Raw genomic sequence first — 13,746 nt, 5'->3', positions numbered from 1 at the left:
GAGACATGACGATCTCGAGCGCACCTGTTAAGGGTGCGTTTTATTTTGTTGTTTTGAGGGAAGAAGAAGCTCGAATAAGCAGTTCCGATTCGACTTTGAATACACGTTTGTCCTGAAATTCATTGGTATTCATCATGTCAATCATCTTCTCCATCAGAATGGCTCCCATTGTATACTTGGGCTGGTTAACCGAGCTTAGCGTGGGGTGAATATATTTGCTGATCCGGTTGTTGTCCACACCCACAATAGCCAGTTGCTCGGGAATGCGGATGCCATATTCCGCACATGCCTTGTATACACCAAGAGCCATTTCATCATTAGCCGCATATACAGCGGTGAAGGTCAGCCCTTTGTCAAACAGTCTTTTGATGGCTTCGTATCCACCTTCTTCATTGAAATTCCCATTCTCTATCAGTTCAGGGCGGAATGGAATCTGATGATTGCGCAAGGCTTTCAGATAGCCTTCCAGCCGCTCATAGCTGTCGATCGCTTCGGGGTAACCATTTAGGAAAACGATATCGCGATGTCCGGCCTCTACCAGATGCTGAACAACTTCCTGAGAAAACTTCACGTTGTCCGTGTAGATACAAGGGATCTGAGCATGTTCAATATATTTTCCAACGATACCAATACGATATCCCTTATCCGCAAGCTGGAATAATTCCTCATCCGCCAGCAAGGGCGTGATAATGATGACTCCGTCAATGGTCCGATCCAGCAGCAAATTGAGATATTCGACTTCTCGCTCTTTCAGGTTATGGGCATCACATATAATGACTTTGTAATGGCGGGCATAGGCAATGTTCTCAATGCCTTTGATAATTTCGGCATAATAAGCATTATTGATATCCGGAACAATGACGCCAATGGTCATTGATCTCTGCGAACGAAGATTTTTAGCCGCTGCGTTGGGGTGATAACCCAACTGTTCAATGGCACGCATCACCTTGTCTTTCGTTTTGGTGCTAACCTTGCTATGCTGATTTATGACCCGCGATACGGTGGCCGGAGATACGCCTGCAATGGCAGCTACATCAATAATTTTGACATCCATATTCTTCACAGCTCCAAATAAGTAATTTACAATTAATTCAAATTCATTATAATTCCAAATGAAAACGATTTCAAGATGTAGTCAGTCCGCTATTCCTGGTCAATAGGGCGCATCGGGAATGATTCAAAATTTTCCGGAATTCAGATGGATTGCTATCTACTTTTCAAATTCTGCCCCAAAGCCCTTTTAATCCGAGCTGATTACGTTACAATAGAAAGGGAACTTCATCATTAATCAGTTTATTAGAGGAGGATGTGCATTCAATGGAATATCGCAGATTGGGTGGAAGCGGACTGAAAGTAAGCGAGATCAGCCTGGGCAGCTGGCTGACATACGGAGGGTATGTGGAACGTGAAAATGCGGTGAAATCAATTGAAGCCGCATTCGATGAAGGCATCAACTTTTTTGATACAGCCAATGTGTACGAGCGGGGTGCAGCAGAAGAACTGCTAGGGCAGACTTTGAAAGCGTATTCCCGTGATTCATATGTTCTTGCAACCAAGGTATTTGGCAAAATGGGCGACGGTCCAAATGACCAGGGGTTGTCCCGTAAACATATCAAGGAACAATGCGAAGCCAGTTTGCAACGGCTGGGTGTTGACTATGTAGACATATATTATTGCCATCGCTATCACACCGAAACACCGATTGAAGAGACACTGCGCGCACTGGATGATCTGGTGCGTCAGGGCAAGGTGCTCTACGTTGGTGTTAGCCAATGGACAGCGGCACAGATGGAAGCTGCACTGGGTACCGCTGATCGTCTGTTGCTGGACCATATCGTAGTGAACCAGCCGGTGTACAATATGTTTGACCGTTATATCGAGAGTGAGATCATTCCGCTGGGTGAACGCAAAGGTATTGGACAAGTCGTATATTCCCCGCTGGCACAAGGGCTGCTGACGGGTAAGTATACGTCGGTGTCCGATATCCCTGAGAACAGCCGGGCAGCGAAGCTGGGCTGGGATGAGGGCAAAATCAACGCTGACCGGATCGGCAAGGTTCGCCAGTTGATTGAAGTCGCGGACAAGCTGGACCTGAAGGTCGGTCAATTGGCTCTGGCATGGATATTGCGTCAGAACAATGTATCCAGTGCACTTGTAGGGGCAAGCCGACCGGAACAGGTGAAAGAGAATGCAGCCGCTTCCGGTGTGAAGCTGGATGCTGCCATCGTCGAAGAAATCGAACAAATATTGGCCTGATATTGCCTTGACACAAGGTCCAATCACATGGGTTGTTCTGGTGAATCAACACGAATGAGAAAGGGATGTTCCGGTTAGCCTGTAGTGGCTTGCTGGGACATCCCTTTTGGCGTACTCGGATCAAAATGGACTTTGGGAAGAGAGTGGCGTGGAGCGCAGCGGAATGGCACACACCCGGTTGCGGCCTGTATTCTTGGCTTCATATAACGCGCGGTCTGCCTGTTCAAAGAAATCATTGTCATCCCGATCATCGCAATGATCAGGGAATACAGCTACGCCGATCGATATGGTCAGCCGAATTGTATTGCCATCGGGCAAGGCGAAATGGTATTTCTCCACAGACTGCCTGATGGATTCCGCAATAGCCATGGCTTGGTGATGACCACAATCAAGCAGCAATATGGCGAATTCCTCGCCTCCGTTTCGAGAGACGATGTCAGCCGAGCGGGCATGTTCAACGAGCAATTGTCCAAGCTGTTTGAGGACTGCATCACCTGACGTATGGCCGAAGGTGTCATTTACTTTTTTGAACCGGTCAATGTCGATGACCAGCAGTGAGAGCTTTTGCTTGTATTCCCGCGCCCGTTCCAGCTCCAGTTCGAGTGACTTCTCAAATTGTCTGCGATTACTGAGGTTGGTGAGGTGATCGGTAGAAGCTCTTCGTTCGAGCAGGAACAACATCTCATTGTATTTATTGATGAATTCTGCGATGAAATAAATAAAGATTCCACCGACAAAGGAAATGGTCATCTGAACCGGATATATTTTCATTAAAGAATTCATGCTGGAGGTATTTAGCATCAGGATGACAAAAATCAGGGTCATACCCAGCAGATTCATGGTAATGATCTTGGTTAATCTTGACCAGGGAGCATAGGCGAAATATACACCCGACAGTCCAATGATGGTCATGACGAATGCTGCATCAATGGCAGCGGAGGATACTCCAAACATCACAACACGCAGAATAGAGATGACGAGTCCCGTGATGACCGAAGCCAGTCCTCCCAAATACACAGCGGCTGTTACGATGGCCAGATGTCTCAAATCCACGATGGTGCTTTCGTTCAAAGGAAAGGAATAATTCATTAGTACAGTCCCATAGATCCCGAACAGTACACCACCAATCATCTGAACACGCAGTGAGGGAAAGGGCAAACGGATACGATTAAATTTGGCAATGATTCCGGACACATACATGAACGTGATCATAACACAGAGATTGACGAAAAACGTGCTTAACAACCAGCATCCCTCCTTTAGCGCACATTTCTATATTTTAGCTGAAATGAAGTGGAGTAGCGAACCATATTATCCCAAATATAAGAGGCGATTGCTGGGAAAAGCCTTGGTAAAGCCTATCATGAACAAAATAGAGCGGATATTGACATCAATATACAATGAGATTTATACTTAATCTAAGTCAAAATTGATTTTGATTTTTCAGGGAATCATAGCAATCAGCAGATTGCTGTGTCATCTTAATATATTTGAGCATTTTGCATACATCCAAAGATTTATATCGAATGATGCAAAATGTTGACTTTTGAATGGGTAAATAAAGGAGAATTGCTGGTGAGAACTCTAAATCTGACAATACAGCGCCAAGCTGTTTACGATGTAGTCCGTCATTCCGAAGACCATCCTACCGCTGCGGAAGTAATGAACCGTCTTGTGGAGCAAGGATACAATTTGGCTTATGGTACGGTATATAATTCGCTCCGTTACTTGACTGACAAAGAATTGATCCGGGAGCTTAAGCTGGGCGAGACAGCCAGTCGCTATGATGCCCGCATGGATGAGCATCAGCATATTATGTGCGAAGTATGCGGCAAGGTTGACGAAGTTATGACAGAAGTTCCTCCGCAGTGGATAAAACAAGTCGCGGAGGAAACCGGATATGCGATTGATCACGCTCATGTGGTCTTTGGAGGTGTCTGCGAGGAATGCAGAAGCAAACGGGTCAAGTAAAAATAAACCTGTCCGGTCGCCGTTTGCCACTTCGGGTCAAGCCTGCCCTGTCCGAATCAACGCCACTTGTGGATAATTGTCCGGTCACGAGGCGCGTCATTCTGATCAGTCCGATGCCCGGTCAAGTACATGAGCTTGTCAAGGCTCTTACGGATAGCTGCTTCGATGTGCTGGTGTTTCACCGCTGGGAGCCCGATTTGCATGAACGGCTTGTATTTGATCTGTTGATCTATGATCTGTCTGTTGCTGGAACTATTGATGCATTTGCCGGAATCAGCAGCCGTCTGAATCGGGAAGCAGAATATACAACCCCATGCCTGTATTTGGTGGGTGAGAAGATGATTGGCAGTGCCAGCGGTCCGATGCTGCAAGAGGAATTATTGGTTTGGCCTGCCCGTCCGCAGGAAGCACTGTACCGGGTACAGCGCATGATCGGCAATAGCCCGGCGGCACCCAAACGCGGCTTCCTGCCTCAAGAAGGACAACGTATCGGTTTCAAGGATCTGTGGCTGGATCGTGAGCGAATGAGTGTACACCGGGATCATGACCGCATTCATCTGACCAAGACTGAGTATGATCTGCTGCTGAAGCTGATCGACGCCAAAGGCGCAGTGATTTCCCGTGAGGAGATGCTCAGCGATATATGGGAGACTGATTTTACAGGTGGAAGCAACGTGGTGGATGTTCATATCAAAAGCTTGCGCAAAAAACTTGGTGATAACGCGGCTTCGCCGCAATATATAGTAACGGTAAGAGGAGTGGGCTACCGCCTGGCGGATTAGTCCGCTTTTTTTTTGCGAGTACAGGGCGATACAACTTCTAAGCATCTCGAACATATTCATGGTTCGTTCATGGAACGTTTCAGAAAACTCATCTTAATCTCATGCGAACCTCATGCAAGAGGTGAATGGGACATGTTAGAATCAATTTAACAGTTAGATCAAGTCTAAATGTATATTTAAACTGACGTCGAATATGATTTGAATAGAGTATATACAGCAGGCATGAGACCAACATGAGGAGGATAACGATATGACAGAACGTATGACAACCAATCAGGGCGCACCGGTAGGTGACAACCAGAACTCCCGTACCGCAGGAAGAAGAGGTCCCACATTACTTGAGGATTATCATCTGCTTGAGAAGATCGCCCACTTTGACCGTGAACGTATTCCAGAACGGGTCGTACATGCGAGAGGTGCCGGTGCACATGGCGTGTTTACGCTGGAGAAGAGCATGAAGGCTTATACAACAGCCGATTTCTTGCAAGACCCGGGCACAGAGACGGATGTACTGGTTCGGTTCTCCACGGTCATTCACGGTACGGGTTCACCCGAGACAGCACGAGATCCACGTGGTTTTGCTGTAAAGTTCTATACTCGGGAAGGCAACTACGATATTGTGGGTAACCACTTGCCTGTCTTTTTCATCCGTGATGCCATGAAGTTCCCGGATATGGTTCATTCCCTGAAGCCTGCACCGGATACGAATATCCAGGACCCTGCACGGTACTGGGACTTCATGACACTGTCACCGGAGTCAACACATATGATGACCTGGTTGTTCTCCGATCTGGGTACGCCGGCAAGTTATCGTGAGATGGATGGATTCGGCGTACACGCCTTCAAATGGATTAATGCTCACGGGCAAGTCCATTATGTGAAATATAAGTGGGAATCGGCTCAAGGCGTACGAGGCTTCTCTCGTCAAGAGGTGGCTGAGGTACAAGGACAGGATTTCAACCACGCCACCCGGGATCTGCACGATCACATCAAAAAAGGACAATACCCGCAGTGGAAGCTGCAGGTGCAATTGCTGAAACCGGAGCAGATGGATGATTTTGCTTTTGATCCACTTGACCCAACCAAGACATGGCCGGAAGATGTACTGCCGTTCCAGACCATCGGAACCATGACGTTGAATCGTAATCCACAAAATTTCTTTGCAGAAGTAGAGCAAGCCGCTTTCTCACCAAGTGCTCTGGTGCCAGGAATCGAGCCTTCCGAAGATAAGTTGCTGCAAGGCCGTCTGTTCTCTTATCCGGATACACAGCGTCACCGCCTCGGACCGAACTATTTGCAGATTCCAGTGAACTGCCCTTATGCTCCGGTTCGCAATCATCAACGCGACGGACTCATGAATGTGAATCAGGACCCATCCCCGGTAAACTATGAACCGAACAGTTCGGGCAGCAGTCCGCTGGAAGCACCGGAATACCGTGACAGTCAAGCACCGATCCATGGGCATGTTACGCGCGAGAAAATTGAAAAGACAGATAACTATACGCAGGCAGGGGAATTATTCCGTTCATTCACAGCGGTGGAGCAGCAACACTTGCTCGATAACCTGATCAATGACCTGAAGGCTACACCGGAACAGACCCAGCTGCGTGCACTATGTCATTTCTTCCAGGCAGATGGACAGCTGGGTGGTCGTCTGGCTCATGGACTGGGTGTGGATGTATCCGCATTTATGCCGTCACAAGATCGTAAGTAAGGCACTTATTTCATCTTTTTTTGTGAAAAGAATAATCGATTTTTTTGTATTAGGCTGGGCAGGACTGCAGAAGTGCAGATCTGCCTGGCCTTTAAACTTTTTTCATCAATACAGCGGCCCTGTTATATGCAAACAGTGTTCAGAAATGGAAAACATATTTACAAATCATTTACAATAAATAGCTGACATAGAGGTTGACTTCTCGATTGTTGGCACTACAATGAGTAGTGTGAGGGGTGTCTGAACATGAGAATACACAATTTCAAAGTAGGAGAGCGTGGACTGAACCGCTTTTTCGGTCCGCTGGAGGCGAAGATCATGGACATTTTATGGGCGCGTCCAGGCAGCAGCATCCGTGAAGTGCAAACTGCACTTGAACAAGATAAAGACGTTAATTTCAATACCGTCATGACGGTGATGAATCGTCTCGTGGACAAGGAGTTGCTCCGCAAGTCGCAGAAGGGCCGAACATCAATGTACCATCCGGTGCAGAGCAGGGAGGAATTTATGAACGACCAATCAAAGGAACTATCACATGAGTTGGTGGATGAGTTCGGAGCATTGGCCTTGAATCACATGCTGGATGCACTGGATGAAGCAGAAGCGGGCTTGATTGAACGTCTGGAGCAAAAGATCAAACAATGGAAAAAGGATACCGATTGACATGTGGAAGGCCCGCTCGAAACTGTTGTTTACCGTCGGGTTAGGCATTCCCTTACTCGTGTTCATCCAAATGTTTATGTACGCCATGTACAAAATATTTGGATGGGATATCCCTTTTAATCTGCTCTGGCTTTGCAATCACTGGATGAGCAGGATGGGCTGGCTGTCTGTAGGGCATGTTCTTATGGCGCTGGTGATCCTGACGTTTGGTGGTACAGGCTGGCTGCTGCTCACTCGGATGATTCAGACCCGTGCAGCGGTACGAAAACTACGGTCAATGGAGGATGGCACCAAGTCTCGTGAATTTGAGGTGCGGTACCATCATCTGAAACAACCTGGATTCATTGTGGTGGACAAGCCGTCACCGGTTGCGTTCACGATCGGTCTCTGGAAACCCGTTATTGTTCTTTCCACGGGGCTACTCACTATGCTGGATGCTGAAGAAGAAAGAGCGGTTGTGTATCATGAGGTCCACCATCTGTGGCATCGCGACCCACTCAAGACGACATTGCTGTCGGTATTTGCCTTCATGATGCCGTATATTCCGGTGTTGAAGCATACTTCAAAACATTACAATATCGTCAGAGAAATATTGGCCGATAATGAAGCGATCGAACGTACCGGGAATGCCGCGGGGATTGGCAGCGCCTTGCTCAAACTGATCCGTGCCTGCCCCGAACCCTGGCAACTCAGGGTGGCATCTATTCAATCGTCGTTTGCCGATACTTCGGTCAATGTACGAATTTCCCGTCTTTTGGACCCGGAACAGGATGTTACGCTTACACTTCCACGTTATGCGGTATTCATCTCTGCGACCGTGATTCTAATGCTGTCTGTCTTGTTTGTCTGGTCTATTGGATGACATTGAAACGTTGAATTCAAATTCGAAGGAGGATGATAAACGATGAATAGAAGTGTAGAGATTGGATTGTTTTTCTCCAGGATCATGATTGGACTTATTTTTGTACTACACGGCTGGAGCAAATTCGAAGGCGGAATTAGTGGTACAGTGGGTTTCTTTGAAAGTATCGGCGTTCCCGGATTCCTGGCATCGGTTGTAGCCATCATTGAGCTGGCGGGTGGCGCAGCAATGATTCTGGGATTGGGAACACGTGTATTTGCAGCACTGTTTATCGCAGTGATGGCTGGTGCCTTACTCACTGCAAAAGCGGGAGCACCTTTCCTCAATGGTACAGAGCTGGATTATATGCTCCTTGCGGGTTCATTGACGTTGTTGTTTACAGGCAGCCGTTTTCTGGCGGTGGATCATTTGTTCTCCAGACAAGGGAACACTCGCCAGAATGTGAGTGCTTGATACAATTATCTTAAGCATAGGTCGATAGCGATAAGAAGCAAAAGAATACAGGTACAGGTTTAACCTGCAACGGGCCCTTTTCAGGCCAGTCCGGCACGGGAATTACACCCGCGAACCGAACTGACCGGGAAAGGGCTTTTTCATTTGGACGACTCGCTATGCTTTTGGTACAATGAGAATAAGTATGCTACTGAGAAAAAATAAGAACATTCACTAAGAGCGCTCAATAAGAGTAATCAACAGGACCAATCAATTTAGAAACTGAGGAGGATGCACTTTTATGATTAATGTCATTCCATCCGATGCCCGCTCCAGCTTCGATCGGGGCTGGCTGCGCGGCAGTCACAGCTTTTCCTTTGGAGAGTATCAAGACCCGGAGAATACCGCTTTTGGACCAATGCGTGTAGCGAACGATGATGTGATTGCCCCTGGTCGCGGTTTCGGGGCACACCCGCATAGTGATATGGAGATTGTGTCCATCGTGCTGAAAGGCAAGCTGCGTCATGAAGATAATCTGGGCAATGTGGCTGTTACATCGTTTGGTGGAATCCAGCGCATGTCAGCAGGCAGTGGCATGATTCATACCGAGCACAATGCTTCGGATACCGAAGAAGTACGCATACTTCAACTCTGGTTCATGCCACATACGAGAGGGCTGGAGCCGTCTTACGAGACGACCTCGTTTGATCCAGACGTACTCGCGGGATCGCTTGTACCCGTGGTATCCCCTGAAGGTGGGCCGCGTATTGCATCCATCCATCAGGATATGACGATCTATCTTGGTCGCTTGGCTAAAGGGGAAGCTTTAACGTATGAGCAGGCCAATGATCGCCGCATGTACATTTTTACCATTGAAGGCAAGCTTGGCTTGAACGGTGAGCATCCATTGAATGAAGGTGACACGGCTCGTGTGGAACAGACCACATCCATGAAGCTGGAAGCGAGCGAGAATGCGTTCTATATGTTGATCGACTTACCTTAAGTACCCGAAATCGAGAGAAACTCCAAGAACAAAGGAGGAAGTACGCTATGACGCAGCAGGAATGGTTTATGGTGAAGCATGCGGTGACTGGACTAGGGCTGGCGAACAGCAAATCCGATTCGCTGTCCTATCGCTATCAGAAAGAGGGCACAGGCTTTATGTTTACCGTTACAGGTCTTGATCAGAAAGTAATGGACAATATTATGGCGCTTAGACATGAACTGAACGTGTTCCGCTTTGTACAACGCAAAAATCAGCCCCTTGTAAAGCACTGGTACTATGTTCAGGGAGACCGGGTGCAGTATGACGGCCCAAGCCACACATTAACCATCTATGCGGATTCGGAGATTCGCTATGTCCCTGAAGATTATTTTGCCGATTAACTAAAATAATGAACAAAAAATGGCCCTTAAATCCAATAGGGCCATTTTTTTTGTATTATACTGATTAGAATTTATAAAATGTAAAAAATATCATATTTCAAGTGAATGGTTGGCTGTAAAATCGTAACCAGAAATTGCAATTTTTTTGATTAAATTTACTTATATTAAATAAAATGAGAGGAATGTTAAGTTTGGCTGTATTATTTTGTGAACTGAAGTGAGGTATCTGGGATGGGCGATTATATGAAAGTTCTCTTTGTCTATATGAAGCAATTTAAAGGTAAGCTGATGATAGCTGTTTCATTGCTCATTGTTCTTTCGGCATTGTCTGTTATACCAGCTTTGCTTATAAAAAATATATTTGACAAGGGGATTTCACAGATTGATTTTGGTTATGTCGTCCGCCTGGGGTTAATTCTAGCCGTCATTTATATTGTTAAAAGCACTTTGAACTATTTATCTAATGTGGTATTTACTAATGTTAGCCAAAATATTCTTCTGAATCTTCGTACAGACATATCTTCGAAACTGCTTAATTCACCAATGGACTTTTTTGGGTTATATTCAAGTGGGTATTTGACATCCAGACTGAATGAAGTTAATGCTATTGGTGGCCTCATTTCAGCAAACACATTTAAAGTCATACTAAGTTTTTTTGAATTGATTGCAACGTTCATTATCCTCATTAACATCAACATAAAATTAACATTAATTCTGTGTCTGCTGATGCCGGTATATTACTTCATATCCAACCGATACCTGTTATCCATACACCGTATTTCTTTAGATGCTGCAGAGAAGAGTTCAATCCTTAATGAAAAGATTCAGCAGTCAGTCCAGGGAATCGAAGAGGTAAAGCATCTTTCAGTAGAAGACAAGGAAACGAAAAAAATCAATACGGCTACTAAGGATTTGGTGAATACGAGTATTAAGCAATCTATTCTTTACTCCGTTGGTATTGAACTAATTGTCCTGTTAGGAACACTATCTTCTGTACTCTTAATTATCCTTGGGGGAAGAGATGTAATTACAAGTGGGATGACACTCGGGGGATATATGGTGTTTATGAATTACTTACCTAAAATGTATGCACCTGTTCAAAGTATATCAACAACTGCTCTAACGATACAGCCAGCATTAGCCAGCCTGAAAAGATTGCATATTTTCTTGGACCAGGTCGGTGAGTATGATGATGATAAGAACAAAGTAGACTCTATTCACAAAGTTGAATTTCGAAATGTGTCATTCCGGTATAATGAGGAACAAGAACATGTTATTAATAACGTTAATTTCAGTCTTGGTTCCGGGGATAAACTTCTCATTAAAGGGGAGAATGGCTCAGGGAAAACAACTGTTTTCAGGCTAGTTACGGGGCTTTATCAGCTCAAAGAGAACAACGGCGATATTCTGATCAATGGTGTGTCTATCAGTACACTTGATAGACGTTCTCTTCGTAAAAAAGTGGCCGTAGTTTCTCAAAAAATATATTTGTTCAATAATACAATTGAGAACAATATTAAATATGGGGCAGAACATATTGAAACAAGTGAGTATGAGAAAGTGCTTCGAATTACGGGGCTGGACAGGATTATGGAGTCGTTCCCGGAGAAAAATAACAAAATGATTGAAGAAAATGGAAAGAATTTATCAGGAGGGCAAATTCAAAGAATTGCTATTGCAAGAGCCTTATTGAAAGGGGCAAGTGTCTTGCTTTTTGACGAAGCAGTCTCTCACATGGATCATGAAGGGAAAAATAGCATCAAGGAATTGATCCAACATCAGTTGTCAGATCACATCTGTCTGATTATAGACCATGGCAAGGAATTTGATGATGCATGTAACAAGGAACTGATGCTGGAGAAACCGACGGTAATTCATTCGGAAGTTTAAAACTGGAAAGATAAAGAGCCCTATTTATGGGCTCTTTTTGCATACTAGGTCAGCCATAATAGTATTGCTCACTGCTTACTGTACTTTAATAATTCACTTTCCGAGGAGAAACGTGTTCAACAAGATTCGAAAAAAAGACCACATAATTCCTCATCATCTGGCACAAGCTACCTTGTATAAAAACAAGAGCGGAGGGACGGTACATGGCCGATAGGACATCGGGGGGAAAAGCTCCCCGGAATTCAGAAGAAAAAAAGCACATACCCTTGGGGCTGCCGTCCCCGCCTATTTTGAGGCAGCCTATCGGAACGTCACACGAAAGTCATATGGCCGCGTTGAAAGACGTCTTTTCCGACTGTTCGGACGTCGTCTTTCGCAATGTCATGATCACACCGGAACAAAAGGGGCTTCTGGTTTACATTGAAGGGATTGTGAATTCCAGTGACATCCAGGAGCATATGCTGCGTCCGCTTATTCGTGGTCTGGTCGAGCAACGTACGGATGAACCGGAAGTGCCTCTGGATGATACAAGGATCGCTTTGACACAGGTGAAAAAAGTGGATTCCTGGGCAGCCGCGGCGGATGGGGTGCTGGAATCGTCCGCTCTGCTGTTGATCAACGGGAGTAAGGAAGCCTGGCTGTTTAACGTAAAAGGTGGCATACGGCGTGGTGTGGAGGAGCCCCAGACCGAGTCGGTTATCCGGGGACCCCGTGAAGGCTTCACCGAGACATTGCGTGTGAATACGGCACTGCTGCGGTTCAAGCTGAAAACACCTGCGCTTAAGATGTTAAGCATGACGATTGGAACCGAAACCAAAACCAGTGTTGTGTTGTCCTACATCGACGATATTGCTGATCCCAAGCTGATTAAAGATGTCAAAAAACGTCTCAACAAAATCAAGATCGATGGCATTCTAGAAACGGGATATATTGAGGAACTCATTGAGGATCATCCGTATTCCCCTTTTCCACAGATGCATTATACCGAACGTCCGGACACCGTGGCGGGCAACTTGCTGGAAGGACGGTTTGCCATTTTTGTAGATGGCAGCCCATTTGCCCTCATTGGTCCAGTGACCATGTGGCAGATGCTTCAGGCAAGTGAGGATTATTACGAACGGTTCTTTATTAGCAATCTGATCCGGTGGATTCGATTTTTGTTTGTAGCTATCGCTCTATTTCTCCCCGCGCTGTATATCGCCATTACAACGTTCCATCAGGATATGTTGCCGACGACGCTGATTCTGAGCATTGCCGGGGCGAGGGAGGCCATCCCTTTTCCCGCCCTGGTAGAAGCCCTTATTATGGAATTATCATTTGAGGCTTTGCGGGAAGCGGGGGTCAGGTTACCCAAAACAGTAGGTCAGGCCGTCAGCATTTTGGGGGCACTTGTTATTGGCCAGGCAGCAGTTCAGGCGGGTATTGTATCAGCACCCATGGTTATTATCGTATCGATGACAGGGATCGCGTCCTTCACAATTCCGCGTTTTAACTTTGCTATTACGGTTCGTTTGCTGCGGTTTCCCATCATGTTACTGGCTGGAATGCTTGGGCTATACGGCATCGTTATCGGATTGGTCCTGATCTCGGTACATCTGACGCAGATGACCTCCTTCGGAGTGCCATATTTGTCGGGCCTCAGCCCCTACAGCAAGACGGATACCAAGGATATTGTCATTCGTGCACCATGGTGGAAAATGATCAATCGTCCTTCTACGGTTCATCGTGACCAGAAACGGATGAATGAAGAGATCAACGGTTCGCCTGAAGCAGAGGAGGGGTGGTGAGTG

At 46.1% G+C, this 13,746-nt stretch carries 13 protein-coding genes; 11 read left to right on the top strand and 2 right to left on the bottom strand.

The window, feature by feature from the left end; translation table 11 throughout:
• Nucleotides 1-40 precede the first annotated feature (40 nt).
• A complete protein-coding gene (locus tag JNUCC31_RS12210; RefSeq protein ID WP_192271439.1) occupies nt 41-1,054 on the bottom strand; it encodes a LacI family DNA-binding transcriptional regulator in 1,014 nt (337 codons plus the stop codon).
• Between the two features lie 263 nt (nt 1,055-1,317).
• On the opposite strand from JNUCC31_RS12210, the gene JNUCC31_RS12205 reads away from it, so the two are divergent.
• Nucleotides 1,318-2,256 (top strand): aldo/keto reductase family protein, encoded by a 939-nt coding sequence (locus tag JNUCC31_RS12205; protein WP_063567219.1) that lies wholly within the window; start codon nt 1,318-1,320, stop codon nt 2,254-2,256.
• Nucleotides 2,257-2,376: 120 nt separating this feature from the next.
• Here the strand turns inward: JNUCC31_RS12205 and JNUCC31_RS12200 are convergent, their stop codons facing one another.
• Complete coding sequence (locus JNUCC31_RS12200) at nt 2,377-3,501, bottom strand: GGDEF domain-containing protein (protein WP_192271437.1); 1,125 nt, start codon at nt 3,499-3,501, stop codon at nt 2,377-2,379.
• 330 nt (nt 3,502-3,831) lie between these two features.
• Between JNUCC31_RS12200 and JNUCC31_RS12195 the strand changes: the two genes are divergently transcribed.
• From JNUCC31_RS12195 to JNUCC31_RS12150, 10 genes are all read left to right on the top strand, one after another.
• Entirely contained in the window at nt 3,832-4,227 is a 396-nt protein-coding gene (locus tag JNUCC31_RS12195; protein WP_192271435.1) for a Fur family transcriptional regulator, read from the top strand.
• On the top strand, nt 4,203-5,009 hold the full coding sequence (locus tag JNUCC31_RS12190) for a winged helix-turn-helix transcriptional regulator (protein ID WP_192271433.1): 807 nt from the start codon (nt 4,203-4,205) through the stop codon (nt 5,007-5,009). Before JNUCC31_RS12195 ends, JNUCC31_RS12190 begins: the two co-directional genes overlap by 25 nt.
• Nucleotides 5,010-5,259: 250 nt before the next feature.
• The gene (locus JNUCC31_RS12185) at nt 5,260-6,723 is read left to right on the top strand and encodes a catalase (protein ID WP_192271431.1); all 1,464 of its coding nucleotides are present in this window, start codon (nt 5,260-5,262) and stop codon (nt 6,721-6,723) included.
• Nucleotides 6,724-6,969: 246 nt separating this feature from the next.
• Nucleotides 6,970-7,386 (top strand): BlaI/MecI/CopY family transcriptional regulator, encoded by a 417-nt coding sequence (locus JNUCC31_RS12180; protein WP_192271429.1) that lies wholly within the window; start codon nt 6,970-6,972, stop codon nt 7,384-7,386.
• 1 nt (nt 7,387) lies between these two features.
• The gene (locus JNUCC31_RS12175) at nt 7,388-8,248 is read left to right on the top strand and encodes a M56 family metallopeptidase (protein ID WP_192271427.1); all 861 of its coding nucleotides are present in this window, start codon (nt 7,388-7,390) and stop codon (nt 8,246-8,248) included.
• Between the two features lie 42 nt (nt 8,249-8,290).
• Nucleotides 8,291-8,701, top strand: coding sequence for a DoxX family protein (locus JNUCC31_RS12170; protein WP_192271425.1), 411 nt, complete (start codon nt 8,291-8,293; stop codon nt 8,699-8,701).
• Between the two features lie 280 nt (nt 8,702-8,981).
• Complete coding sequence (locus tag JNUCC31_RS12165; RefSeq protein ID WP_192271423.1) at nt 8,982-9,683, top strand: pirin family protein; 702 nt, start codon at nt 8,982-8,984, stop codon at nt 9,681-9,683.
• A gap of 47 nt (nt 9,684-9,730) precedes the next feature.
• A complete protein-coding gene (locus tag JNUCC31_RS12160) occupies nt 9,731-10,066 on the top strand; it encodes a hypothetical protein (protein WP_192271421.1) in 336 nt (111 codons plus the stop codon).
• Nucleotides 10,067-10,297: 231 nt separating this feature from the next.
• Nucleotides 10,298-11,956 carry an ABC transporter ATP-binding protein gene (locus JNUCC31_RS12155; protein WP_192271419.1) on the top strand — a complete coding sequence of 553 codons (1,659 nt, stop codon included), beginning with the start codon at nt 10,298-10,300 and terminating at the stop codon, nt 11,954-11,956.
• 326 nt (nt 11,957-12,282) lie between these two features.
• Nucleotides 12,283-13,743: a spore germination protein gene (locus JNUCC31_RS12150; RefSeq protein WP_416234433.1), complete on the top strand. Its 1,461-nt coding sequence runs from the start codon at nt 12,283-12,285 to the stop codon at nt 13,741-13,743.
• Nucleotides 13,744-13,746 lie beyond the last annotated feature (3 nt).

Source organism: Paenibacillus sp. JNUCC-31, from assembly GCF_014844075.1.
In the GTDB taxonomy this organism is placed as follows: Bacteria; Bacillota; Bacilli; order Paenibacillales; family Paenibacillaceae; genus Paenibacillus.
This window is presented reverse-complemented; position numbering and strand designations above follow the sequence as displayed.

Coding starts and splice junctions, on each gene's coding strand:
- JNUCC31_RS12210 (WP_192271439.1), bottom strand. CDS start 1,054: ATGGATGTCAAAATTATTGATGTAGCTGCCATTGCAGGCGTATCTCCG.
- JNUCC31_RS12205 (WP_063567219.1), top strand. CDS start 1,318: ATGGAATATCGCAGATTGGGTGGAAGCGGACTGAAAGTAAGCGAGATC.
- JNUCC31_RS12190 (WP_192271433.1), top strand. CDS start 4,203: ATGCAGAAGCAAACGGGTCAAGTAAAAATAAACCTGTCCGGTCGCCGT.
- JNUCC31_RS12185 (WP_192271431.1), top strand. CDS start 5,260: ATGACAGAACGTATGACAACCAATCAGGGCGCACCGGTAGGTGACAAC.
- JNUCC31_RS12180 (WP_192271429.1), top strand. CDS start 6,970: ATGAGAATACACAATTTCAAAGTAGGAGAGCGTGGACTGAACCGCTTT.
- JNUCC31_RS12175 (WP_192271427.1), top strand. CDS start 7,388: ATGTGGAAGGCCCGCTCGAAACTGTTGTTTACCGTCGGGTTAGGCATT.
- JNUCC31_RS12170 (WP_192271425.1), top strand. CDS start 8,291: ATGAATAGAAGTGTAGAGATTGGATTGTTTTTCTCCAGGATCATGATT.
- JNUCC31_RS12165 (WP_192271423.1), top strand. CDS start 8,982: ATGATTAATGTCATTCCATCCGATGCCCGCTCCAGCTTCGATCGGGGC.
- JNUCC31_RS12160 (WP_192271421.1), top strand. CDS start 9,731: ATGACGCAGCAGGAATGGTTTATGGTGAAGCATGCGGTGACTGGACTA.
- JNUCC31_RS12155 (WP_192271419.1), top strand. CDS start 10,298: ATGGGCGATTATATGAAAGTTCTCTTTGTCTATATGAAGCAATTTAAA.
- JNUCC31_RS12150 (WP_416234433.1), top strand. CDS start 12,283: ATGGCCGCGTTGAAAGACGTCTTTTCCGACTGTTCGGACGTCGTCTTT.